This is a genomic window from Streptomyces sp. NPDC018610 (assembly GCF_044391765.1).
Lineage (GTDB): Bacteria > Actinomycetota > Actinomycetes > Streptomycetales > Streptomycetaceae > Streptomyces.
On record NZ_JBISAL010000001.1, the window covers coordinates 99,140 to 121,469 of the forward strand.

Sequence of the window (22,330 nt, forward strand, 5' to 3'; positions counted from 1 at the left end):
CCGGAACAGCCGGGTACCCCGCGACGCCGCCACTACCCTCGGCCCGTACGGCACCGCCCCAAGGGCTGTCCTGCCCGACACGACGCGCCCGGTCAGTTACGGCCCGCACCGTCCGGACCGCCCGCGCCGCGCTCGCGGATGCGGGCCAGCCGGCTCTGCAGCACGTCGAGGCGCGCCTGCAACAGGGCCGCCTCCGCGACGAGTTCGGGTACACCGAACTCGTCGTGCGGGTCGGGCGCCCCGCCCGCGTCGGGCGCTCGCACGGCGGGCGCGGCCACGACCCGCAGGCCGTCCCCGGCCAGCCGGCCGAACGCGGCGAGCGTGAGGGACGTACGGCCGCGCACGCAGCCCGCGCACGCGGCGGCCAGGGCCCGCCGGCCAGGTCTGCCCCAGCCCGCGTCGGCCAGCGCGACGGCCGGTGCGCCGCAGGCGCACGGCCCCACCGTCGCCGTGCGCACCCGCTGCCGGGCGTAACGGAATCCGCGCTCGAAGCGGATGTACGCGCCCAGGACCGTGACCTCCAGGAGTACGGCGTCCCGGTGCTCGGCCGTGCAGAGCAGGGCCTCGGCCACCGCGCGGTCGTGCACGCAGTGGAAGCCGCAGTCACACAGGCGGGCGGGCGGCCGGTGCCGCCGGCCGTAGAGGCAGGACGCGTCGGCGACGACGCCATAAGGCAGCGCGCCGCCGAGCGACACCCCGGTGAAACCGGCCCGGGCGCCGTCCTGGGACAGCACCGGGTGGGCGATCTTGTAGCCGGTCGGCGGCTCCGCGGGGCGTTCCGCCGGCAGCCGCAGCCTCATCGGGCGGACGGCACCTCTTCGGGCGCGGCGGCCGCCACCTCTTCGGGCGCGGTGCTCCGCGACCGCTGCTCCTGCCGGATCTCCACGGGACGTTCGGGCCTGTCCTCCTCGGCGGCCCGCGGCTGCGGCCGCTCCTTCGCGACTCCGGTGGCCAGTGCCTTGCCGAGCTTCATGACGCCTCCCATGAGCATGAGCCTGGGCGTGAACTCCGTCGGTGGACCTCATGCCCATGGTGACCCAGAACGGCCCATTTGGACACAGCGCCGCGACATGGGTGCAGCGTCGCTGACCGATACCCCGTAGAAGATTTAAGTGGAGCTTCATCGTCGACCGGCCGACACTACCGTTCATGACGACGACCGCGGCGTCCCGCGCCGCCACCGCTCCCTTCGGCCGCGCCCTGTGCGCCATGATCACGCCCTTCACCGCCGGTTCCGGGGACCTCGACCTGGACGGGGCCCAGGCGCTGGCCGCCCGCCTGGTGGCCGAGGGGTGCGACGGCCTGGTGCTCAACGGCACGACCGGCGAGTCGCCGACCACCACGGACGCCGAGAAGACCGCCCTGGTCCGGGCCGTGCGCGAGGCGGTCGGGGACCGGGCCTCGATCGTCGCGGGCGTGGGCACGGCCGACACCCGGCACACCGTCGAGCTCGCCCTCGCGGCCGAGAAGGCCGGCGCCGACGCGGTGCTGGTGGTGACGCCGTACTACAGCAGGCCGCCCCAGGACGCGGTCGAGGAGCACTTCCGCACCGTGGCGGACGCCTCCGGGGTACCGGTCATGCTGTACGACATCCCCGGCCGCACCGGCGTCCGCATCGAGCCGGACACACTGCTGAGACTGGCCGAACACCCCGCGATCGTGGCGGTCAAGGACTGCTCCTACGACTTCCTCGCCGCCCAGAAGCTGCTGGCCCGCACCGAGTTGGCGTACTACGCGGGCTGCGACGAACACAACCTCGCCCTGTACGCGGTGGGCGGCGCCGGATACGTGAGCACGGTGGCGAACCTCGTCCCCGCCCGACTGCGCGCCGTCCTCGACGCGTTCGACGCGGGCGACACCGCGGAGGCGGCCCGTCTCCAGCAACAGGCCACCGGCCTCATCGAGTCGGTGATGTCCTCCTCCCTGCCCGGCACGGTCACCGTCAAGGCCCTCCTCGACGCCCTGCACCTCCCCGCCGGCCCGGTCCGCCCCCCACTGCGCCCCGCCCCCCGGCAGACTGTCGAGCAACTGCTCACGGAATACCATCAGTCGGCCACCGCCTGACCGCCCTGCGGCACACCGCCACACGGGGCGCACCGCCACACGACAAGGCGCCCTTCCCCGCACGGGAGAAGGGCGCCTGCGCGTGCCCGCGTCGTCAGTTGTGGCTGTGCAGGACCTCGTTCAGGCCGCCCCAGACCGCGTTGTTGGGGCGGGCCTCCACGGCGCCGGTGACCGAGTTGCGGCGGAAGAGGATGTGGGAGGCGCCGGAGAGTTCGCGGGCCTTGACGATCTCTCCGTCGGGCATGGTCACGCGGGTGCCCGCGGTGACGTAGAGGCCGGCCTCCACGACGCACTCGTCGCCGAGCGCGATGCCGACGCCCGCCTCCGCGCCGACCAGGCAGCGCTCGCCGATGGTGATGCGCACGTTGCCGCCGCCGGAGAGGGTGCCCATGGTGGAGGCGCCGCCGCCGATGTCCGAGCCGTCGCCGACGACGACGCCCGCGGAGATGCGGCCCTCGACCATGGAGGTGCCGAGGGTGCCCGCGTTGAAGTTGACGAAGCCCTCGTGCATCACGGTGGTGCCCTCGGCGAGATGCGCGCCGAGGCGGACGCGGTCGGCGTCGGCGATGCGCACGCCCTTGGGGGCCACGTAGTCCGTCATGCGCGGGAACTTGTCGATCGAGGTGACCTGGAGGTGCAGGCCCTCGGCGCGGGCGTTGAGGCGCACCTTCTCGACGTCGTCCACGGCGACCGGGCCGAGGGAGGTCCAGGCGACGTTGGCGAGGTGGCCGAAGATGCCGTCCAGGTTCTGGCCGTGCGGCTCGACCAGCCGGTGGGAGAGCAGGTGCAGGCGCAGGTAGACGTCGTGCGCGTCGATCGGCTTCTCGTCCAGCGAGGCGATGACTGTGCGGACCGCGACCACTTCGACGCCCCGGCGGTTGTCCGGGCCGGTCGCCGCGGTGGCGCCGCCGCCGAGGAGCTCGGCGGCCCGCTCGGCGGTCAGCCGCTCGGTGCCGGCCGGGCCGGGCTCGTCCGTCAGTTCGGGCGCGGGGAACCAGGTGTCGAGGACGGTGCCGTCGGCGGCGATCGTGGCGAGGCCGGCGGCCACGGCGCCGGTGGTACGGGAAGCAGTGTCGGTCATGGGGAAAACCTAACGTGGGGCGGGGCGCGGGAGCGAACCGTGTCTCATGTGCCGGGCGCGCGTTCAGGGGATCGCCCGAGCCGGCGCCGGGGCATCAGTGACTCGCCCCGCCGAGGTTGAGCACCACCACTCCCCCGATGATCAGCAGGATCCCGCCCACCTTCGTCAGGGTCAGCTCCTCCCCGAACAGCAGCAGCCCCAGCACGGCGATGGCCGCGGTCCCCGCTCCGGACCAGATCGCGTACGCGGTGCCGATCTGCACCGCCTTCAGCGCCTGGGCGAGCAGCACGAAGGAGACCACGTAGCCCAGTGCCGTCAGCAGCGAGGGCCACAGCCTGCTGAACCCCTCGCTGTACTTCAGCGCTGTCGTGGCCACGACCTCGGCGGCTATGGCCCCGGCGAGCATCACGTATCCCATGCGGGCGAGCGTAGTGAGCGCTGTGTACGCCCACATATGGCGCCTTCGGCCGGATGGGGCCGGCCGACGGGGGACGCGGAAGACGCGGGCAGCGGGGGGACGCGGAAAGGGAGAACGGCGGGGTCCGGGCGGACCTCGCCGTTCTCCTTGCTCCCGCCGGTGGATCTCCGGCGGTTGTGCCGGTGGATCTCAGACGTTGAACCCGAGCGCGCGCAGCTGCTCGCGGCCGTCGTCCGTGATCTTGTCCGGGCCCCACGGCGGCATCCAGACCCAGTTGATGCGCAGTTCGCTGACGAGACCGTCCGTGGCGGACTTGGCCTGGTCCTCGATGACGTCGGTGAGCGGGCAGGCCGCCGACGTCAGGGTCATGTCGACGGTGGCGATGTTCGCGTCGTCGACATGGATGCCGTAGATCAGGCCCAGGTTGACGACGTCGATGCCCAGTTCGGGGTCGACGACGTCCATCAGGGCCTCGCGGAGCTCTTCCTCCGAGGCCGGCTTCATCTCCACGGTCTCGCTCATGCGGTCTTCCTTTCGGCTTCGGCGCCGTCCAGCGCCTGGGCCGTCGCGTCCTTCCAGGCCATCCAGCTCAGCAGGGCGCACTTGACCCGGGCCGGATACTTGGACACCCCGGCGAACGCGACCGCGTCCTCCAGGACGTCCTCCATCGCGTCATCGGGCTCGATCTTCCCCTTGGACTGCATCAGTTCCAGGAAGGTCTCCTGGATCCTCTGCGCGTCGGCGAGTTCCTTGCCGACGAGGAGGTCGTTGAGCACGGAGGCCGAGGCCTGGCTGATGGAACAGCCCTGACCCTCGTACGAGACGTCCTCGATCTTCGTGCCGTCGTACTTCACACGAAGGGTGATCTCGTCGCCGCACGTCGGGTTCACGTGGTGCACCTCGGCGTCGCCATCTCTCAGACCGCGCCCGTGCGGGTGCTTGTAGTGGTCCAGGATGACTTCCTGGTACATGGAGTCCAGCTTCATGCGATCGCTCGTCCCGTCCCGTCAGCCGAAGAAGTTCCGTACGTGCTCCAGGCCGTCGACCAGGGCGTCGATCTCGGCCGGCGTGGAGTACAGATAGAACGACGCTCGCGTGGTCGCAGGAATTCCGTAGCGCAGGCAGACCGGCCGTGCGCAGTGGTGGCCCACCCGCACCGCGATGCCCTGCTCGTCGAGAACCTGGCCCACATCGTGCGGGTGGATGTCGCCCAGCGTGAAGGAGATCGCGGCGCCCCGGTCCTCGGCCGTGGTGGGACCGATGATCCGGAGGTCGGGGACCTCCGCCAGCCGCTTCACCGCGTACTCGGTGAGCGCGTGCTCGTGGGCGAGGATCTTGTCCATGCCGATCGAGTCGAGGTAGTCGATCGCCGCGCCGAGGCCGACCGCCTGGGCGATCGGGGGCGTGCCCGCCTCGAACTTGTGCGGCGCCGGGGCGTACGTCGAGGAGTGCATCGAGACGGTCTCGATCATCTCGCCGCCGCCGAGGAACGGCGGCAGGTCCTCCAGCAGCTCCTGGCGGCCCCAGAGCACGCCGATGCCGGTCGGGCCGCACATCTTGTGGCCGGTGAAGGCCACGAAGTCGGCCTGGAGGGCCTGCACGTCCAGCGGCATGTGCGGGGCGGCCTGCGAGGCGTCCACGCAGACCAGGGCGCCGACCTCCTGGGCGCGGCGGACTATCGCCTCGACCGGGTTGAGGGTGCCGAGGATGTTGGACACCAGCACGAAGGAGACGATCTTCGTCTTCTCGGTGATGACCTCGTCGAGGTTGGACAGGTCGAGCCGGCCGTCGTCGGTGAGGCCGAACCACTTCAGCTTCGCGCCCGTGCGCTGCGCGAGCAGCTGCCAGGGAACGATGTTGGAGTGGTGCTCCATCTCCGTGATGACGATCTCGGTGTCGTGGTCCACCCGGTAGGGCTCGTCGGCCCAGCCGAGCATGTTCGCCACGAGGTTGAGCGACTCCGAGGCGTTCTTGGTGAAGATCACCTCGTCGCGGCTCGGCGCGTTGATGAACGCGGCGACCTTGTCGCGCGCGCCCTCGTACAGCGCCGTGGCCTCCTCGGCGAGCACGTGCACGCCCCGGTGGACGTTGGCGTTGTGCTGCTCGTAGTACTCGTCGAGGACGTCGATGACCTGGCGCGGAGTCTGCGAGGTCGCCGCGTTGTCGAGGTAGACGAGCTTCCTGCCGTCGTGGACCACGCGGTCCAGGATCGGGAAGTCCTTGCGGATCGCCTCGGTGTCGAGGAGGCCCGGCAGCTGTGTCACGCGGATGCGCCACCCTTCACGTATGCCTCGTAGCCCTCGTTCTCCAGCTTGTCCGCGAGCTCGGGGCCGCCGGACTCGACGATGCGGCCGCCGGCGAACACGTGGACGTGGTCGGGCTTGATGTAGCGCAGGATGCGCGTGTAGTGCGTGATCAGCAGGGTGCCGACCTCGCCGGTCTCGCGGACGCGGTTCACGCCCTCGGAGACGATCCGCAGGGCGTCGACGTCCAGGCCGGAGTCCGTCTCGTCGAGGATCGCGACCTTCGGCTTGAGCAGTTCGAGCTGGAGGATCTCGTGGCGCTTCTTCTCACCGCCGGAGAAGCCCTCGTTGACGTTGCGCTCGGCGAAGGAGGGGTCCATGTGGAGCCGCTCCATGGTCTCCTTGACCTCCTTCACCCAGGTGCGCAGCTTGGGGGCCTCGCCGCGGATGGCGGTGGCGGAGGTGCGCAGGAAGTTGGAGACCGAGACGCCGGGGACCTCGACCGGGTACTGCATCGCCAGGAACAGGCCCGCGCGGGCGCGCTCGTCGACGGACATCTCCAGGACGTCCTCGCCGTCGAGGGTGACGGTGCCGCCGGTGATCGTGTACTTGGGGTGGCCCGCGAGGGAGTAGGCGAGGGTCGACTTGCCCGAGCCGTTGGGGCCCATGATGGCGTGCGTCTCGCCCTGCTTCACGGTCAGGTCGACACCCTTGAGGATCTCCTTCGTGGCGTTGTCGGCCTCGACGGTGACGTGCAGGTCTCGGATTTCAAGCGTTGCCATGGGTGCCTCAGGACTCCTGGGAGAGGGAGACGAGCACGTCGTCCCCTTCGATCTTTACGGGGTATACGGGGACGGGACGCGTCGCCGGAAGACTGTCGGGCTTGCCGGAACGGAGGTCGAAGCGCGAGCCGTGCAGCCAGCACTCGATGTGGCAGTCGTCGACCTCGCCCTCCGACAGCGAGACGTTCGCGTGCGAGCAGATGTCGTGGACGGCGAACACCTCGCCCTCGGTGCGCACCACGGAGATGGGCGTGCCGTCGAGTTCCACCCTCTTCGGGGTGTCCTCCTCCAGCTCGTCCAGCCCGCAGACGCGTACGAAGGTGCTGGTCATGCGACCGACGCCTCCAGCTCCTCCTCGATCCTGGCGAGCAGGCGCTCCTCGATGTCGGCGACACCGATCTGCTGGACCAGCTCGGCGAAGAAGCCGCGGACCACGAGGCGGCGGGCCTCGTGCTCCGGGATGCCGCGGGCCATCAGGTAGAAGAGCTGCTCGTCGTCGAAGCGGCCGGTGGCGGAGGCGTGGCCTGCGCCGACGATCTCGCCGGTCTCGATCTCCAGGTTCGGCACGGAGTCGACCCGGGAGCCGTCCGTGAGGACCAGGTTGCGGTTCATCTCGTAGGTGTCGGTGCCCTCGGCCTTGGCCTCGATGAGGACGTCGCCGATCCACACGGCGTGGGCCTCGTCGCCTTGGAGGGCGCCCTTGTAGACCACGTTCGACTTGCAGTGCGGGGTGTTGTGGTCGACGAAGAGGCGGTGCTCCTGGTGCTGACCCGCGTCGGTGAAGTACAGGCCGAACATCTCGACCTCGCCGCCGGTGCCCGCGTACGTCACCCGCGGGTGCAGCCGGACCAGGTCGCCGCCGAAGGTGACCACGACCGACTTGAGGGAGGCGTCGCGGCCGATCAGGGCGTTGTGCTGGCCGACGTGCACGGCCTTGTCGTCCCAGTCCTGGACGGAGACGACGGTCAGCTTGGCGCCGTCGCCGATCAGGTAGTCGACGTTGGCGGCGAGCACCGCGTCACCGGTGTGGTCGATGACGACGACGGCCTCGGCGAAGGCCTCCAGCTCGATGACCTGGTGGCCGTAGGCGGTGCCGCCGTCGCCGTGCACGGCGATGCGGATCGGCTCGGTGAGGACGGTCTCCTTGGGGACGGTCACGACCGAGGCCTGCTCGAAGGCCGAGTAGGCCTGGGCGGCGACGCGGTCCACCGGGGCGCCGGCCCTGCCGAGCCGGGCGTCGTCGCGGCCGACGGTCTCGACGCGCACGCCCTCGGGGGCCCGGACGTCGACCTTCACGCCGCCGGTGGCGGTCGCGGTGCCGTCGTGCAGACCGCGCAGCCGCTCCAGCGGGGTGAAGCGCCACTCCTCCTCACGGCCGTGCGGGACCGGGAAGTCCGCCACGTCGAACGAGGGGGGCGCGCTCATGCGCGTGGCGACGGTCGACTCGGCGGCCACCGCGATCTGGCCCGCGGTGGTCGAGCCCACGGGTGGGGGCGCCCCCTGTCCGGGCGAAGTCGAGGACTTGGGGGAGTTCTGAGCCTCAGCCATGGCTGTCGGTCTGCTCTCTTTCCTACGTCAGTTGTGATCCTCGGCCCGCCCACGGGGGCGGGCCGTCGCCGCTTGCGGGGGCGGTCGTCAGCCGACCGCGCCTTCCATCTGCAGCTCGATCAGCCGGTTGAGCTCCAGGGCGTACTCCATGGGGAGTTCCTTGGCGATCGGCTCGACGAAGCCGCGCACGATCATCGCCATCGCCTCGAACTCGGACAGGCCGCGGCTCATCAGGTAGAAGAGCTGGTCCTCGGAGACCTTGGAGACGGTCGCCTCGTGGCCCATGGACACATCGTCCTCGCGGACGTCCACGTAGGGGTAGGTGTCGGAGCGGGAGATGGTGTCGACGAGCAGCGCGTCGCAGAGCACGTTGGACTTGGAGCCCGGGGCGCCCTCGCCGATCTCCACCAGGCCGCGGTAGGAGGTGCGGCCGCCGCCGCGCGCCACCGACTTGGAGACGATGTTGGACGAGGTGTTCGGCGCCATGTGGACCATCTTGGAACCGGCGTCCTGGTGCTGGCCCTCGCCGGCGAAGGCGATGGACAGGGTCTCGCCCTTGGCGTGCTCGCCCATCAGGTAGACGGCCGGGTACTTCATCGTCACCTTGGAGCCGATGTTGCCGTCGATCCACTCCATGGTCGCGCCCTCGTACGCCACGGCGCGCTTGGTGACCAGGTTGTAGACGTTGTTCGACCAGTTCTGGATGGTCGTGTAGCGGCAGCGGGCGTTCTTCTTGACGATGATCTCGACGACCGCGGAGTGGAGCGAGTCCGACTTGTAGATCGGCGCGGTGCAGCCCTCGACGTAGTGCACGTAGGCGCCCTCGTCGACGATGATCAGGGTCCGCTCGAACTGGCCCATGTTCTCCGTGTTGATGCGGAAGTAGGCCTGGAGCGGGATCTCCACGTGCACGCCCGGCGGGACGTAGATGAAGGAGCCGCCCGACCACACCGCGGTGTTCAGCGAGGCGAACTTGTTGTCGCCGACCGGGATGACCGTGCCGAAGTACTCCTTGAAGAGCTCCGGGTGCTCCTTGAGGGCGGTGTCGGTGTCCAGGAAGATGACGCCCTGCTCCTCCAGGTCCTCGCGGATCTGGTGGTAGACGACCTCCGACTCGTACTGGGCGGCGACGCCGGCGACGAGGCGCTGCTTCTCGGCCTCGGGGATGCCCAGCTTGTCGTAGGTGTTCTTGATGTCCTCGGGCAGGTCCTCCCAGGACTCCGCCTGCTTCTCCGTGGAGCGCACGAAGTACTTGATGTTGTCGAAGTCGATGCCCGACAGGTCCGAGCCCCAGTTCGGCATGGGCTTCTTCTCGAACAGCCGCAGGCCCTTGAGGCGGAGCTTGGTCATCCACTCCGGCTCGTTCTTCTTGGCGGAGATGTCCCGGACGACTTCCTCGTTCAGACCGCGCTTCGCGGAGGCGCCGGCCTCGTCGGAGTCGGCCCAGCCGTATTCGTACTTGCCCAGGCCCTCGAGTTCGGGGTGGGCAGTCTCCGTGGGGAGAGTCATGCGGGGTTCCTCCCGGCCGTGCTAGCAGATGCGTCAGTGGAAATCTGGGGGATGAACGTCGTGCAGACGCCGTCGCCGTGCGCGATGGTCGCCAGTCGCTGTACGTGGGTGCCCAGCAGCTCGGCGAAGATCTCCGTCTCCGCCTCGCACAGCTGCGGGAACTGTTCGGCGACGTGGGCGACCGGGCAGTGGTGCTGGCAGAGCTGCTCACCCTTGTGAGGGAGGGGCGCGCTGCGCGCCGTAGCAGCGTACCCGTCGGCGCTCAGGGCCTTGGCCAGCGCTCCGGCGCGCTCGTCGGGGCCCACCGCCTCGATGGCCTTGCGGTACGCGCGCGCCTGGGCGGCGATGCGGGCGCGGGCGAAGGCGGCGACCGCCTCCTGACCGCCCTCCCGCTCGGCGATCCAGCGCAGGGCGTCCGTGGCGAGCTTGTCGTACGACTGGTCGAAGGCGTCCCGGCCGCAGTCGGTGAGGGCGAAGACCTTCGCGGGCCGGCCGCGCGTCCGCGCCCCGTACACCCGCCGCTCGCGCGCCTCGACGACGTCGTCGGCCACCAGGGCGTCCAGATGGCGCCGCACGGCCGCCTGGGTGAGCCCCAGCCGTCCGGCCAGTTCGGCGACGGTCGACGGGCCGTGGTCCAGGATGGACCGCGCGACCCGGTTGCGCGTGGAGCGCTCCCCGGTCGCGAACTCCTCCTGGGGGGTCCCCGTGGGGGTCTCCCGAGCCTCGCCGACGTTTTTCACAACGCCATTGTTGCGTAATTCCTCGGGGACTGACAAGCGCCCTTGATCCAGGCGGGTGGTGCCCTGCATCACTTAGGTCTCCCTAACATGACCTGCGGAAACGATCTTTGATCGATCAAACCGGTGGCGTGCGGGGAGGTCCTGCGCCACACTGCCGGACCATGCCCACACCCCTGCCGACCGGCCCTCTCGTGACCCGGGACACGATCGCCGAAGCCCTGCGCGACCTCGGCGTACGCCCCGGTGAGAGCCTCCTCGTCCACTCCTCCCTGCGCTCCCTCGGCTGGGTCTGCGGCGGCCCGGTCGCCGTGGTCCAGGCACTGCTCGACGTCCTGGGCCCGGACGGCACCCTGGTGGTCCCCGCCCAGTCCGGCGACCTCTCCGACCCGGCCCTGTGGAGCCGGCCGCCCGTGCCCGAGGAATGGTGGGAGACCATCCGCGCGGCGATGCCCGTCTACGACCCGGAGATCACCCCCACGCGCGGGGTCGGCGTGATCCCGGAGACCGTGCGCACCTGGCCGGGAGCCGTGCGCAGCGCGCACCCGCACGCCTCCTTCGCGGCGCTCGGCCCGCGCGCGGGACAGCTGATGGAGGGGCACGCCGCGAACTGCCGCCTCGGCGAGCGCAGCCCGCTGGCCAAGCTGGAGACCGCGGGCGCCCGGGTGCTGCTCCTGGGCTCCGGGTACGACTCCTGCACCAGCTTCCACCTGGCCGAATACCGGATACCCGCGCCGCTCGTCGAGGTGGGCCGGCCCGGACCGCACGGCTGGGAGGTCGTCACGGAGGTGTCCATCAGCTCCGAGCGGTTCGACGAACTCGGGCACGACTTCGAACGCGACCGGCCGGTGGTCCGCGGACGGGTGGGCGCCGCCGACGCGCGGCTGTTCCCCGTGGCGGACGCGGTGGCCTACGCCCAGCGGTGGCTCGCGGTGCACCGGCCCCGTGAGGGCGACTTCCCCCACCCGGCCGCCTGAGACGCCCGGCGCGAACCTAGACTCTGGAGCCATGCGAAGTGAGCCCGTGGTCCAGGTACAGGCCTTGGTGAAGCGGTACGGCACGAAGACCGCGGTGGACGGCCTCGATCTGGTGACCCGGGCGGGCGTGACCGCCGTGCTCGGTCCCAACGGCGCCGGCAAGACGACGACGGTCGAGACCTGCGAGGGGTACCGGAAGCCGGATTCCGGCACGGTGCGCGTCCTGGGCCTCGACCCGGTGCGCCAGTCCGCCGAGCTGCGGCCCCGGATCGGCGTGATGCTCCAGTCCGGGGGCGTGTACTCGGGCGCGCGGGCCGACGAGATGCTGCGGCATGTCGCCAGGCTGCACGCCCACCCGCTGGACGTGGACGCCCTGATCGAGCGGCTGGGGCTGGGCGGCTGCGGCCGTACCTCCTACCGGCGGCTCTCCGGCGGCCAGCAGCAGCGCCTCGCGCTCGCCATGGCCGTGGTCGGCCGCCCCGAGCTGGTCTTCCTCGACGAGCCGACCGCGGGCCTCGACCCGCAGGCCCGCCGGGCCACCTGGGACCTGGTGCGCGACCTGCGCGCCGACGGCGTCTCCGTGATCCTCACCACGCACTACATGGACGAGGCCGAGCAGCTCGCCGACGACGTGGCGATCGTCGACGCGGGCCGGGTCGTCGTCCAGGGCTCCCCCGAGGAGCTGTGCCGCGGCGGGGCGGAGAACACCCTGCGCTTCACCGGCCGCCCCGGCCTGGACGTCGCCTCCCTGCTCAAGGCGCTGCCCGCCGACTCCTCCGCCGCCGAGCTGACCCCCGGCTCCTACCGGGTCGTCGGCAAGGTCGATCCGCAGCTGCTCGCGACCGTGACCTCCTGGTGCGCGCAGCACGGGGTGATGCCCGACCGTATCTCCGTGGAGCGGCACACTTTGGAGGACGTGTTCTTGGAGCTGACCGGCAAGGAGCTGCGCTCGTGACCCTCACCACCGGTACCGGCAGCGGCACCGCCACCGGCGCGTACGCCCCGAAGCCGGGTGCGGCCCCGCTGGCCCGCATGATCTCGGCGCAGGCGGCGCTGGAGACGAAGATGCTGCTGCGCAACGGTGAGCAGCTGCTGCTCACCGTCGTCATCCCCACGCTGCTGCTGGTGCTGTTCAGCTCGGTGGACATCGTGGACACCGGCACGGGCGAGTCCGTGGACTTCCTCACGCCGGGCGTCCTGGCGCTCGCCGTGATGTCGACGGCGTTCACCGGGCAGGCCATCGCCACCGGCTTCGAGCGCCGCTACGGCGTGCTGAAGCGGCTGGCCGCCTCGCCGCTGCCCCGCTGGGGGCTGATGACCGCCAAGACGGCGTCGGTGCTGGTCACCGAGGTGCTCCAGGTGGTCCTGCTGACCGTGATCGCCTTCGCGCTCGGCTGGTCGCCGCACGGCGATCCGTTCGCGGTGCTCCTGCTGCTGGTCGTCGGCACGGCCGCCTTCTCCGGGCTGGGCCTGCTGATGGCCGGCACCCTCAAGGCCGAGGCCACGCTGGCCGCGGCCAACCTGGTCTTCCTGCTGCTGCTGGTCGGCGGCGGCGTGATCGTGCCGCTGGACAAGTTCCCCTCCGGCGCGCAGGACGTGCTCGGGCTGCTGCCCGTCTCGGCCCTGTCCGACGGGCTGCGGGACGTCCTCCAGCACGGCGCGGGCATGCCCTGGGGCGACCTCGGGATCCTCGTCGGGTGGGCGGTCGTGGCGCTGGCGGCCGCGGGGAAGTTCTTCCGCTGGGAGTAGGGCGCCGCGTCGTCCCGCGGGACCCTCGTGAACGCGTGCACAAGCGGACGCCTACCATGGGGGGCGTGCCAAAGCTGACCCGCGCCGACGCCGTATCCGCAGCGCGCAACCCGCTCGCCTTCATCGCCGAACGCTGGACCCCGCACCCGCGGACCGTCCAGCGGGCGGCCCTCGCCGCGCTCGTCATGGCGGTCGTCATCGTCGTGACCGGCGGAGCCGTCCGCCTGACCGGCTCGGGCCTCGGCTGCCCGACCTGGCCGACCTGCACCGACGACTCGCTGACCACCACGCGGGCGATGGGCTTCCACGGTGTGATCGAGTTCGGCAACCGCATGCTGACCTATGTCCTGTGCGCCGCCGTGGGCTGGGCGATCATCGCCGCGCGCTCCGAGAAGCCCTGGCGGCGCGGCCTGACCCGGCTGGGCTGGGCCCAGTTCTGGATCGTCATGGGCAACGCGGTGCTCGGCGGCATCGTCGTCCTCGTCGGCCTGAACCCGTACACCGTCGCGGCGCACTTCCTGCTGACCACGGCGCTGATGGCGGTCGCCACGGTGATGTGGCAGCGCACCCGCGAGGGCGACGCGGAGCCGCGCCCCCTGGTCGGCAAGGCGGTGCAGCAACTGGTCTGGTTCCTGGTCGTGGCGAGCGTGCTGCTGATCGCGGTGGGCACGGTGGTGACCGGGGCGGGCCCGCACGCGGGCGACTCCGCGAAGGTCGAGCGCATTCCGCTGGACTGGGAGACGGTCGCCAAGCTGCACGCGGTGCTGGCCTGGATCGTGGTGACGCTGACCTTCGCCCTGTGGTTCGTCCTAAAGGCCGTCGACGCGCCGAAGGGGCCGCTGGACCGGACGCGCGAGCTGTTCGTGATCCTGCTCGCCCAGGGCGTCATCGGCTACGTCCAGTACTTCACGCACCTGCCCGAGGCCATGGTGGCCGCGCACATGCTGGGCTCGTGCGCGATGTGGATCGGGGCGCTGCGGGTGCTGCTGTCGCTGCGTGAGCGGCCCACACCGGTCGCCGACCTGCCGGGCCCGTCCACCGAGACGGCACTGGCCAAGGCGTAGTTCTCCGGGCCGGACGGCTCCGCCCCGGGCCTTCGAGGCCCCGGGCCGGCCTCCGGCCCGCTCGCTCGTGCGGCCCCGCCCCGACCCCGGGCTCGACCTCAGCCCTCGGGCGGCCTCCGGCCCGCTCGTGCCCGCACGGCCGCCGGTGCACGTCCGCGCGGTGCACGTCAGTCGATGGGCATCCGGACCGCCGGCCGGGCCTACGCCCGTGGCTCGTCCAGCCGCCTGTGCCGTCACCCGGCTCGTCCCGCAGCGCGCCAGGCACCCTGCGGGCATCTCCCGCGCCCCAGGGGCCCAGCGGCACGCGTCGCGCCACGAGCGGGCGTCTTCGCGGCGTCGCACCGCGGCGAAGCGTCTCGGCCGGGTCGCATCGCGACCGGGCGTCCCCGCCGGCCCGGGCTCCGAAGCGGCCGCTTCATGATGCCGGCTGCCGTGCGGCAGCCGGCGCCGGGGCGGATCCGTCCGTCCCGGCCCTCGGCCCGTTCAGCCGTTGCTGCGGCCGCCCAACTGGATCCCGGCCATGCGGGACCACTCGTAGGGGCCCGTCTTCACCTTGGCCGCGAACTCGCCGTCGAAGGCCTCGTGGACGGTGATCCCGGACTTCCGCACCGCCTGCTCGGCGATGGCGTACGTGGGGGCCACGACGTCGCCCCAGGCGCCGTCCTCGCCCACGAGGACGATGCGGGCGCCGCGCTGCCCGATGTACGCGACCTGTCCCTCGGCCCCGCCATGGGCCTTGGAGAACGAGCCGATGCGGCGGGCGAGGCGGTCCGCCTTGCGCTCGGCCTTCGGGTCGGCCTGGGGGTCAACCTGCTGCGTGTCTGCCATGGCTGGATGCTACCCAGCAGTAGATCCAACGGCGACGGGCGGGGTGCGTGGCATTGACCACGCACCCCGCCCGTCGGCAGGTCTCGAAGGGGCCGGCGGCGTCGTCCGCCGGACAGGGGCTAGCGGAGGAAGGGGTCCACCGCGACGGCCACGAAGAGGATCGACACATAGGTGATCGACCAGTGGAACAGCCGCATCTCCTTCAGCTTGGCGCCGGTCACCTCGGCCTTGGCCCGGTTCTGCAGCCCGTGCGCCTCCCACAGCCAGAAGCCGCCCGCCGCCAGGGCCACCACCGTGTAGAACCAGCCGGTGTAGCCGAGCGGGGTCAGCAGCAGCGAGACCGCCACCATCACCCAGCTGTAGATCACGATCTGCCGGGCGACCACCTTGTTGGAGGCGATGACCGGCAGCATCGGCACGCCCACGCGGGCGTAGTCCTCCTTGACCTTCATGGACAGCGGCCAGTAGTGCGGCGGCGTCCAGAAGAACATCACCAGGAAGAGGACGACCGGCGCCCACGACATGGAGTTCGTGACCGCGGACCAGCCGATCAGCACGGGCAGACAGCCGGCGATCCCGCCCCAGACGATGTTCTGCGACGTACGCCGTTTGAGGATCATCGTGTAGACGACGACATAGAAGAGGAGCGCCCCGAGCGACAACCAGGCGGACAGCCAGTTGACGGTGAACCCGAACAGCAGCGTCGAGACGACCGCCAGCGTGATGCCGAAGGCGAGGCACTCGCGCGGGCTCACCATTCCGGTGACCAGCGGCCGCTGCGAGGTGCGGTCCATCAGCGCGTCGATGTCGCGGTCGATGTACATGTTCAGCGCGTTGGCGCCACCCGCGGAGAGGTAGCCGCCGACGCAGGTGAGCAGCACCAGCTTCAGATCGGGCACGCCCTGCTGCGCCAGGAACATCACCGGAACGGTGGTGATCAGCAGCAGCTCGATGATCCGCGGCTTGGTCAGCGCCACGAACGCCTTGACACGGGCCCCGAACGGCCGGTGGCTCGGACTCTGGCCTGCACCGAGTAGTCCCGCTGGACGGGATTCGACGGCCGTCACGCACACCCCTGACAGAGACTCCCAGCGAGCCCCGCCGATGTGGACCGACGGTGAAGGCTCGCGCGTACCACGCCACTGTAGACGTTGCCCAGACCCGGGCATTCGCGGGGGTCGGGTCGTGTTGGCCGCTCCCCCGCCGCCGGACCCGCGAAGCGGGCGCCCGAACACCTTGGGAACAGTGTTCCGACGGGCGCGTGACAGCTCGATTGAGCGATCGGATGAGCGGGTCCGTATTCAGTTGCCGAATACGCTCGCGGCCCAGTCGGCAGGCGGATTTCCGAGAGTCCCGGCACTCTTGAAAGACGCGAAAAAACGCACGTCTTTACGAGGGTAGGCTCAACGACGGCCGGCCGACGCGAGAACGCCGGCAGCCGGTGCGCGGGCACGTGTACCGGCATCCGACAGTGGAGAGGAGCCCTGAGCCAGGGTGAGCACCAAGCCGACCACCACAGACCTCGAGTGGACCGAATTGGACCAGCGCGCGGTGGACACCGCGCGTGTCCTGGCCGCCGATGCCGTACAGAAGGTCGGCAACGGCCATCCGGGTACGGCCATGAGTCTCGCTCCCGCCGCCTACACCCTGTTCCAGAAGGTGATGCGGCACGACCCGGCCGACACGCAGTGGGTGGGGCGCGACCGGTTCGTGCTGTCCGCCGGCCACTCCTCCCTGACCCTCTACACCCAGCTGTACCTGGGCGGTTTCGGCCTGGAGCTGGACGACCTGAAGGCGTTCCGCACCTGGGGTTCGAAGACCCCCGGTCACCCCGAGTACGGGCACACCCAGGGCGTGGAGACCACGACCGGCCCGCTGGGGCAGGGCGTCGCCAACGCGGTGGGCATGGCCATGGCCGCCCGCTACGAGCGCGGTCTGTTCGACCCGGAGGCCGCCCGCGGCGAGTCCCCGTTCGACCACTTCGTGTACTGCATCGCCGGTGACGGCTGCCTGCAGGAGGGCATCTCGGCCGAGGCGTCCTCGATGGCCGGCCACCAGAAGCTCGGCAACCTGATCCTGCTGTGGGACGACAACCACATCTCGATCGAGGGCGACACCGAGACGGCCGTCTCCGAGGACACCGCTCTGCGCTACGAGGCCTATGGCTGGCACGTGCAGCGCGTGGAGCCCAAGGCGGACGGCGACCTGGACCCGGCGGCGATCTTCGCGGCGATCCAGGAGGCCAAGGCGGTCACCGACCGGCCGTCCTTCATCGCGATGCGCTCGATCATCGCCTGGCCCGCCCCGAACGCGCAGAACACCGAGGCCGCGCACGGCTCGGCGCTGGGCGACGAGGAGGTCGCGGCCACCAAGCGCGTCCTCGGCTTCGACCCGGAGAAGACGTTCGAGGTCGCCGACGAGGTCCTCGCCCACACCCGCGGCGCGCTGGAGCGCGGCCGCGAGGCGCGGGCCGAGTGGGAGAAGTCCTTCCAGGCCTGGCGCGAGGCCAACCCGGAGCGCGCCGCCGAGTACGACCGCATCGCCGCCGGCGAGCTGCCCACCGGCTGGGACGAGAAGATCCCGGTGTTCGAGGCCGGCAAGTCCGTGGCCACGCGGGCCGCCTCCGGCAAGGTGCTCCAGGCGCTCGGCGAGGTCGTCCCCGAGCTGTGGGGCGGCTCCGCCGACCTGGCCGGCTCGAACAACACGACGATCGACAAGACGTCCTCGTTCCTGCCCGAGGGCAACCCGCTGCCCGAGGCGAACCCGTACGGGCGCACCGTCCACTTCGGCATCCGCGAGCACTCGATGGGCGCGGAGCTGAACGGCATCACGCTGCACGGCAACACCCGCGCCTACGGCGGCACCTTCCTGGTCTTCTCCGACTACATGCGCAACGCCGTGCGCCTGTCCGCGCTGATGCACCTCCCGGTGACCTACGTGTGGACGCACGACTCCATCGGCCTGGGCGAGGACGGCCCCACCCACCAGCCCGTCGAGCACCTGGCCTCGCTGCGCGCCATCCCGGGCCTGAACGTGGTCCGCCCGGCCGACGCCAACGAGACCGCCATCGCCTGGCGCGAGATCCACCGCCGCTGGACGAAGGAGTACGGCAAGGGCGCCCCGCACGCCCTGGCGCTGACCCGGCAGGGCGTGCCGACGTACGAGCCGAACGACGACGCGGCCAGGGGCGGCTACGTCCTGCTGGAGGCCGAGGGCGGCGAGCCGCAGGTCATCCTGATCGCCACCGGCTCCGAGGTGCACGTCGCCGTCGAGGCGCGCGAGCAGCTCCAGGCCGACGGCGTGCCGACCCGCGTGGTGTCCATGCCGTCCGTCGAGTGGTTCGAGGAGCAGGACCAGGGGTACCGGGACAGCGTGCTGCCTCCGGCCGTGCGGGCACGTGTCGCGGTCGAGGCGGGCGTCGGACTGACCTGGCACAAGTACGTCGGGGACGCCGGACGCATTGTTTCGCTGGAGCACTTCGGTGCTTCGGCCGACGCAAAGGTGCTCTTCCGCGAGTTCGGTTTCACCGCCGAGAACGTGGCCGCCAAGGCCAGGGAATCCCTCACCGCCGCCCAGCGCTGACGCTCATATACGACACGTAGGAGATGTAATTTCCATGACAGACGCACTGAAGCGCCTTTCCGACGAAGGCGTCGCGATCTGGCTGGACGACCTGTCGCGCAAGCGGATCACGTCCGGCAACCTCGCCGAGCTGATCGACCAGCAGCACGTCGTGGGCGTCACCACCAACCCGACGATCTTCCAGAAGGCCATCTCTCAGGGCGACGGCTACGACCAGCAGCTGTCGGACCTGGCGGCCCGCAAGGTGACCGTCGAAGAGGCCATCCGCATGATCACCACGGCGGACGTCCGGGACGCGGCCGACATCCTGCGCCCGGTCTTCGACGCCACGGACGGCCAGGACGGCCGGGTCTCCATCGAGGTCGACCCGCGCCTGGCGCACAACACCAAGGCGACGGTCGCCGAGGCCCGCCAGCTCGCCTGGCTGGTGGACCGCCCCAACACGCTCATCAAGATCCCGGCCACCGAGGCGGGTCTGCCGGCGATCGCCGAGACCATCGGCAACGGCATCAGCGTCAACGTCACGCTGATCTTCTCGCTGGAGCGCTACCGCAAGGTCATGGACGCCTTCCTGACCGGCCTGGAGAAGGCCAAGGAGCGCGGCCTGGACCTCTCGAAGATCCACTCGGTGGCGTCCTTCTTCGTGTCCCGTGTGGACACCGAGATCGACCGGCGCATCGACGAGATGGGCACCGACGAGGCCAAGGCCCTGCGCGGCAAGGCGGGCGTGGCCAACGCGCGCCTGGCCTACCAGGCCTACGAGGAGGTCTTCTCCTCGGACCGCTGGGACGCGCTGGAGAACGCGGGCGCGAACAAGCAGCGTCCGCTGTGGGCCTCCACCGGTGTGAAGGACAAGGCGTACAAGGACACCATGTACGTCGAGGAGCTGGTCGCGCCGAACACGGTGAACACCATGCCGGAGGCCACGCTGGAGGCCACGGACGACCACGGCGAGATCCGCGGCGACGCCGTCACGGGCACCTACGAGCAGGCCCGCGCCGACCTGGACGCGCTGGAGAGGATCGGCGTCTCCTACGACGAGGTCGTCCAGGTCCTGGAGGACGAGGGCGTCGACAAGTTCGAGGGCTCCTGGAACGACCTGCTGAAGTCGACCGAGGCGGAGCTGGAGCGCCTCGCCCCCGCGGAGGGCTGACACCTTGTCGAGCAGCAACCCGCTGCGTGACCCCGCAGACCGACGGCTCCCGCGTATCGCGGGGCCGTCGGGCCTGGTCATCTTCGGCGTCACCGGCGACCTGTCCCGCAAAAAGCTCATGCCCGCCGTGTACGACCTCGCCAACCGGGGTCTGCTGCCGCCGGGCTTCTCCCTGGTCGGCTTCGCCCGCCGGGACTGGGAGCACGAGGACTTCGCGCAGGTCGTGCACGACGCCGTCAAGGAGCACGCGCGGACCCCGTTCCGCGAGGAGGTCTGGCAGCAGCTGAGCCAGGGCATGCGCTTCGTGCAGGGCACCTTCGACGACGACGACGCGTTCGAGCGGCTGCGCGGCACGATCGAGGAGCTGGACAAGGCCCAGGGGACGGGCGGCAACTTCGCCTTCTACCTGTCCGTGCCGCCGAAGTCCTTCCCGGTCGTCATCCAGCAGCTGAAGAAGCACGGCCTGGCCGACCAGTCGGGCGGTTCCTGGCGGCGCGCGGTCATCGAGAAGCCGTTCGGCCACGACCTGGAGTCGGCCGAGGAGCTCAACGCGATCGTGCACGAGGTGTTCGCGTCGGACCAGGTGTTCCGGATCGACCACTACCTCGGCAAGGAGACCGTCCAGAACATCCTGGCGCTGCGCTTCGCCAACCAGATGTTCGAGCCGATCTGGAACCGCTCCTACGTCGACCACGTGCAGATCACGATGGCCGAGGACATAGGCATCGGCGGCCGGGCCGGCTACTACGACGGCATTGGCGCGGCCCGTGACGTCATCCAGAACCACCTGCTCCAGCTGCTGGCCCTCACCGCGATGGAGGAGCCGTCCTCCTTCGACGCGGACGCGCTCGCGGCGGAGAAGGAGAAGGTCCTCGGCGCGGTCCGGCTGCCCAAGGACCTGGGCGCCTCCACCGTGCGCGGCCAGTACGCGGCCGGCTGGCAGGGCGGCGAGAAGGTCACCGGGTACCTCGAAGAGGACGGTATCGACAAGAAGTCGAAGACCGACACCTACGCGGCCGTGAAGCTCGGGATCGACAACCGCCGCTGGGCGGGCGTCCCCTTCTACCTGCGCACCGGCAAGCGGCTGGGCCGCCGGGTCACCGAGATCGCGGTGGTCTTCCAGCGCGCCCCGCACTCCCCCTTCGACACCACCGCCACCGAGGAACTCGGGCAGAACGCGGTCGTCATCCGCGTCCAGCCGGACGAGGGCGTCACCGTGCGCTTCGGCTCCAAGGTGCCGGGCACGTCGATGGAGATCCGGGACGTGTCGATGGACTTCGCCTACGGCGAGTCCTTCACCGAGTCCAGCCCGGAGGCGTACGAACGCCTCATCCTCGACGTGCTGCTGGGCGACTCCAACCTCTTCCCGCGCACGGAGGAGGTCGAGCTGTCCTGGAAGATCCTCGACCCGATCGAGGAGTACTGGGACGAGCACGGCAGGCCCGCGCAGTACCCGTCCGGGACGTGGGGGCCCGCCGAGGCGGACGAGATGCTCGCACGAGACGGACGGAGCTGGCGCCGGCCATGAAGATAGACCTGACGGACACCACCGCCGGAAAGATCAACAAGGCGCTGGTCCAGGGACGCCGTGCGATCGGCACCCCCGCCGTCGGCATGGTGCTCACCCTCGTCATCGTCACCGACGAGGAGAACGCCTACGACGCCCTCAAGGCCGCCGGCGACGCCTCCCGCGAACACCCCTCCCGCACCCTGGTGGTCATCCGCCGGGTCTCGCGCACCCTGCGCGACCGGACGTCCTCGCGGCTGGACGCCGAGGTCCGGGTGGGCGCGGAGGCCGGCACCGGCGAGACGGTGGTGCTGCGGCTGTACGGCGAGGTGTCCGACCACGCCCAGTCGGTGGTCCTGCCGCTGCTGCTGCCGGACGCCCCGGTCGTGGTGTGGTGGCCGGTGGACGCGCCGCTCGACCCGGCCAAGGACCCGCTCGGCGCTCTGGCCCAGCGCCGGGTCACCGACACCTACGCCTGCGAGGAGCCGCTGCGGGAGCTGGCCGCGCGGGCCGAGGCCTACACCCCTGGCGACACGGACCTGTCCTGGACCCGCATCACGCCGTGGCGCTCGATGCTGGCGGCCGCCCTCGACCAGGTGACCTGCGAGGTCGCCGCGGTCGAGGTGGAGGGCGAGGAGTCCAACCCGAGCTGCGAGCTGCTGGCGATGTGGCTCGCGGACCGGCTGGACGTGCCGGTGAAGCGCTCGCTGTCCACGGGGCCCGGGCTGACCGCGGTCCGCATGGACACCAGCTGCGGCACGATCCGGCTGGACCGGGCCGACGGCCGGCTGGCGACCCTTTCCATCGAGGGCCAGCCGGAGCGCGCGGTCGCGCTCAAGCGCCGCGAGACGGCCGAGCTGATCGCCGAGGAGCTGCGGCGGCTGGACCCGGACGACACGTACGCGTCGGCGCTGCGCTTCGGCGTGGACCGGCTCGGCGGCGACGGCCGCGAGACCGCCGGCCGGGAGCCGGTCGCGGTCGCCACGCCCGAGGAGGAGACGGCCAAGGCGCCCGCGCGCCGGGCCGCCGCCAAGACGGCCCGCAAGGCCCCGACCCGGAAGGCGGCCGCCAAGTGAGCACTCCGCAGC

Annotated in this window: 23 protein-coding genes; 9 read left to right on the top strand and 14 right to left on the bottom strand. The window is 70.9% G+C overall.

Annotation, left to right across the window (positions count from 1 at the left end; translation table 11 throughout):
- Positions 1 to 92: 92 nt before the first annotated feature.
- Together ACH5A8_RS00455 and ACH5A8_RS00460 are read right to left on the bottom strand one after the other, a co-directional pair.
- Entirely contained in the window at positions 93 to 800 is a 708-nt protein-coding gene (locus ACH5A8_RS00455) for a hypothetical protein (protein WP_398996414.1), read from the bottom strand.
- Positions 797 to 985: a hypothetical protein gene (locus tag ACH5A8_RS00460; RefSeq protein ID WP_398996415.1), complete on the bottom strand. Its 189-nt coding sequence runs from the start codon at positions 983 to 985 to the stop codon at positions 797 to 799. Before ACH5A8_RS00460 ends, ACH5A8_RS00455 begins: the two co-directional genes overlap by 4 nt.
- Positions 986 to 1,149: 164 nt before the next feature.
- On the opposite strand from ACH5A8_RS00460, the gene dapA reads away from it, so the two are divergent.
- Positions 1,150 to 2,064 (top strand): 4-hydroxy-tetrahydrodipicolinate synthase, encoded by a 915-nt coding sequence (dapA, locus tag ACH5A8_RS00465; RefSeq protein ID WP_398996417.1) that lies wholly within the window; start codon positions 1,150 to 1,152, stop codon positions 2,062 to 2,064.
- 94 nt (positions 2,065 to 2,158) lie between these two features.
- Here the strand turns inward: dapA and dapD are convergent, their stop codons facing one another.
- The 10 genes from dapD to ACH5A8_RS00515 form a co-directional block, all read right to left on the bottom strand.
- Positions 2,159 to 3,145 (bottom strand): 2,3,4,5-tetrahydropyridine-2,6-dicarboxylate N-succinyltransferase, encoded by a 987-nt coding sequence (dapD, locus tag ACH5A8_RS00470; protein WP_398996419.1) that lies wholly within the window; start codon positions 3,143 to 3,145, stop codon positions 2,159 to 2,161.
- 94 nt (positions 3,146 to 3,239) lie between these two features.
- Positions 3,240 to 3,563, bottom strand: coding sequence for a DMT family transporter (locus tag ACH5A8_RS00475; protein WP_398996420.1), 324 nt, complete (start codon positions 3,561 to 3,563; stop codon positions 3,240 to 3,242).
- Between the two features lie 189 nt (positions 3,564 to 3,752).
- The gene (locus ACH5A8_RS00480) at positions 3,753 to 4,085 is read right to left on the bottom strand and encodes a metal-sulfur cluster assembly factor (protein WP_030403776.1); all 333 of its coding nucleotides are present in this window, start codon (positions 4,083 to 4,085) and stop codon (positions 3,753 to 3,755) included.
- The gene (gene sufU / locus ACH5A8_RS00485; protein WP_398996423.1) at positions 4,082 to 4,549 is read right to left on the bottom strand and encodes a Fe-S cluster assembly sulfur transfer protein SufU; all 468 of its coding nucleotides are present in this window, start codon (positions 4,547 to 4,549) and stop codon (positions 4,082 to 4,084) included. The genes ACH5A8_RS00480 and sufU overlap by 4 nt, the downstream gene beginning before the upstream one ends.
- 21 nt (positions 4,550 to 4,570) lie before the next feature.
- Positions 4,571 to 5,827 (bottom strand): cysteine desulfurase, encoded by a 1,257-nt coding sequence (locus tag ACH5A8_RS00490; RefSeq protein ID WP_398996424.1) that lies wholly within the window; start codon positions 5,825 to 5,827, stop codon positions 4,571 to 4,573.
- The gene (gene sufC / locus ACH5A8_RS00495) at positions 5,824 to 6,588 is read right to left on the bottom strand and encodes a Fe-S cluster assembly ATPase SufC (protein WP_398996426.1); all 765 of its coding nucleotides are present in this window, start codon (positions 6,586 to 6,588) and stop codon (positions 5,824 to 5,826) included. The genes ACH5A8_RS00490 and sufC overlap by 4 nt, the downstream gene beginning before the upstream one ends.
- 7 nt (positions 6,589 to 6,595) lie before the next feature.
- Positions 6,596 to 6,919: a non-heme iron oxygenase ferredoxin subunit gene (locus ACH5A8_RS00500; RefSeq protein WP_398996428.1), complete on the bottom strand. Its 324-nt coding sequence runs from the start codon at positions 6,917 to 6,919 to the stop codon at positions 6,596 to 6,598.
- Complete coding sequence (sufD, locus tag ACH5A8_RS00505) at positions 6,916 to 8,136, bottom strand: Fe-S cluster assembly protein SufD (protein ID WP_398996430.1); 1,221 nt, start codon at positions 8,134 to 8,136, stop codon at positions 6,916 to 6,918. Before sufD ends, ACH5A8_RS00500 begins: the two co-directional genes overlap by 4 nt.
- Before the next feature lie 87 nt (positions 8,137 to 8,223).
- Positions 8,224 to 9,645, bottom strand: coding sequence for a Fe-S cluster assembly protein SufB (gene sufB, locus ACH5A8_RS00510; protein WP_398996432.1), 1,422 nt, complete (start codon positions 9,643 to 9,645; stop codon positions 8,224 to 8,226).
- Entirely contained in the window at positions 9,642 to 10,385 is a 744-nt protein-coding gene (locus ACH5A8_RS00515) for a helix-turn-helix transcriptional regulator (protein WP_398996434.1), read from the bottom strand. Before ACH5A8_RS00515 ends, sufB begins: the two co-directional genes overlap by 4 nt.
- A 161-nt stretch (positions 10,386 to 10,546) precedes the next feature.
- On the opposite strand from ACH5A8_RS00515, the gene ACH5A8_RS00520 reads away from it, so the two are divergent.
- The 4 genes from ACH5A8_RS00520 to ACH5A8_RS00535 are packed head-to-tail and all read left to right on the top strand — an operon-like array spanning position 10,547 to position 14,172.
- Positions 10,547 to 11,359, top strand: coding sequence for an aminoglycoside N(3)-acetyltransferase (locus ACH5A8_RS00520; protein ID WP_398996436.1), 813 nt, complete (start codon positions 10,547 to 10,549; stop codon positions 11,357 to 11,359).
- A 31-nt stretch (positions 11,360 to 11,390) separates the two neighbouring features.
- A complete protein-coding gene (locus ACH5A8_RS00525) occupies positions 11,391 to 12,314 on the top strand; it encodes an ABC transporter ATP-binding protein (RefSeq protein ID WP_398996438.1) in 924 nt (307 codons plus the stop codon).
- The gene (locus tag ACH5A8_RS00530; protein ID WP_398996440.1) at positions 12,311 to 13,108 is read left to right on the top strand and encodes an ABC transporter permease; all 798 of its coding nucleotides are present in this window, start codon (positions 12,311 to 12,313) and stop codon (positions 13,106 to 13,108) included. Before ACH5A8_RS00525 ends, ACH5A8_RS00530 begins: the two co-directional genes overlap by 4 nt.
- A 56-nt stretch (positions 13,109 to 13,164) precedes the next feature.
- Entirely contained in the window at positions 13,165 to 14,172 is a 1,008-nt protein-coding gene (locus tag ACH5A8_RS00535) for a heme A synthase (protein ID WP_398996441.1), read from the top strand.
- Positions 14,173 to 14,655: 483 nt separating this feature from the next.
- Here the strand turns inward: ACH5A8_RS00535 and ACH5A8_RS00540 are convergent, their stop codons facing one another.
- Positions 14,656 to 15,000: a hypothetical protein gene (locus ACH5A8_RS00540; RefSeq protein WP_398996443.1), complete on the bottom strand. Its 345-nt coding sequence runs from the start codon at positions 14,998 to 15,000 to the stop codon at positions 14,656 to 14,658.
- Between the two features lie 119 nt (positions 15,001 to 15,119).
- On the bottom strand, positions 15,120 to 16,073 hold the full coding sequence (locus tag ACH5A8_RS00545) for a heme o synthase (RefSeq protein WP_398996445.1): 954 nt from the start codon (positions 16,071 to 16,073) through the stop codon (positions 15,120 to 15,122).
- Positions 16,074 to 16,494: 421 nt separating this feature from the next.
- Here ACH5A8_RS00545 and tkt point away from each other — a divergent pair, with 421 nt between their 5' ends.
- The 4 genes from tkt to opcA are packed head-to-tail and all read left to right on the top strand — an operon-like array spanning position 16,495 to position 22,318.
- Positions 16,495 to 18,582: a transketolase gene (gene tkt, locus ACH5A8_RS00550; protein WP_398996447.1), complete on the top strand. Its 2,088-nt coding sequence runs from the start codon at positions 16,495 to 16,497 to the stop codon at positions 18,580 to 18,582.
- A 34-nt stretch (positions 18,583 to 18,616) separates the two neighbouring features.
- A complete protein-coding gene (gene tal / locus ACH5A8_RS00555) occupies positions 18,617 to 19,735 on the top strand; it encodes a transaldolase (RefSeq protein ID WP_398996449.1) in 1,119 nt (372 codons plus the stop codon).
- A gap of 4 nt (positions 19,736 to 19,739) precedes the next feature.
- Positions 19,740 to 21,263, top strand: a complete 1,524-nt coding sequence (zwf, locus tag ACH5A8_RS00560; protein ID WP_398996451.1) for a glucose-6-phosphate dehydrogenase — start codon at positions 19,740 to 19,742, stop codon at positions 21,261 to 21,263.
- On the top strand, positions 21,260 to 22,318 hold the full coding sequence (gene opcA / locus ACH5A8_RS00565; protein ID WP_398996453.1) for a glucose-6-phosphate dehydrogenase assembly protein OpcA: 1,059 nt from the start codon (positions 21,260 to 21,262) through the stop codon (positions 22,316 to 22,318). The genes zwf and opcA overlap by 4 nt, the downstream gene beginning before the upstream one ends.
- The last annotated feature ends 12 nt before the right edge of the window (positions 22,319 to 22,330 follow it).

Coding starts and splice junctions, on each gene's coding strand:
- ACH5A8_RS00455 (WP_398996414.1), bottom strand. CDS start 800: ATGAGGCTGCGGCTGCCGGCGGAACGCCCCGCGGAGCCGCCGACCGGC.
- ACH5A8_RS00460 (WP_398996415.1), bottom strand. CDS start 985: ATGGGAGGCGTCATGAAGCTCGGCAAGGCACTGGCCACCGGAGTCGCG.
- dapA (WP_398996417.1), top strand. CDS start 1,150: ATGACGACGACCGCGGCGTCCCGCGCCGCCACCGCTCCCTTCGGCCGC.
- dapD (WP_398996419.1), bottom strand. CDS start 3,145: ATGACCGACACTGCTTCCCGTACCACCGGCGCCGTGGCCGCCGGCCTC.
- ACH5A8_RS00475 (WP_398996420.1), bottom strand. CDS start 3,563: ATGGGATACGTGATGCTCGCCGGGGCCATAGCCGCCGAGGTCGTGGCC.
- ACH5A8_RS00480 (WP_030403776.1), bottom strand. CDS start 4,085: ATGAGCGAGACCGTGGAGATGAAGCCGGCCTCGGAGGAAGAGCTCCGC.
- sufU (WP_398996423.1), bottom strand. CDS start 4,549: ATGAAGCTGGACTCCATGTACCAGGAAGTCATCCTGGACCACTACAAG.
- sufC (WP_398996426.1), bottom strand. CDS start 6,588: ATGGCAACGCTTGAAATCCGAGACCTGCACGTCACCGTCGAGGCCGAC.
- ACH5A8_RS00500 (WP_398996428.1), bottom strand. CDS start 6,919: ATGACCAGCACCTTCGTACGCGTCTGCGGGCTGGACGAGCTGGAGGAG.
- sufD (WP_398996430.1), bottom strand. CDS start 8,136: ATGGCTGAGGCTCAGAACTCCCCCAAGTCCTCGACTTCGCCCGGACAG.
- sufB (WP_398996432.1), bottom strand. CDS start 9,645: ATGACTCTCCCCACGGAGACTGCCCACCCCGAACTCGAGGGCCTGGGC.
- ACH5A8_RS00520 (WP_398996436.1), top strand. CDS start 10,547: ATGCCCACACCCCTGCCGACCGGCCCTCTCGTGACCCGGGACACGATC.
- ACH5A8_RS00525 (WP_398996438.1), top strand. CDS start 11,391: ATGCGAAGTGAGCCCGTGGTCCAGGTACAGGCCTTGGTGAAGCGGTAC.
- ACH5A8_RS00535 (WP_398996441.1), top strand. CDS start 13,165: ATGGGGGGCGTGCCAAAGCTGACCCGCGCCGACGCCGTATCCGCAGCG.
- ACH5A8_RS00540 (WP_398996443.1), bottom strand. CDS start 15,000: ATGGCAGACACGCAGCAGGTTGACCCCCAGGCCGACCCGAAGGCCGAG.
- tal (WP_398996449.1), top strand. CDS start 18,617: ATGACAGACGCACTGAAGCGCCTTTCCGACGAAGGCGTCGCGATCTGG.
- opcA (WP_398996453.1), top strand. CDS start 21,260: ATGAAGATAGACCTGACGGACACCACCGCCGGAAAGATCAACAAGGCG.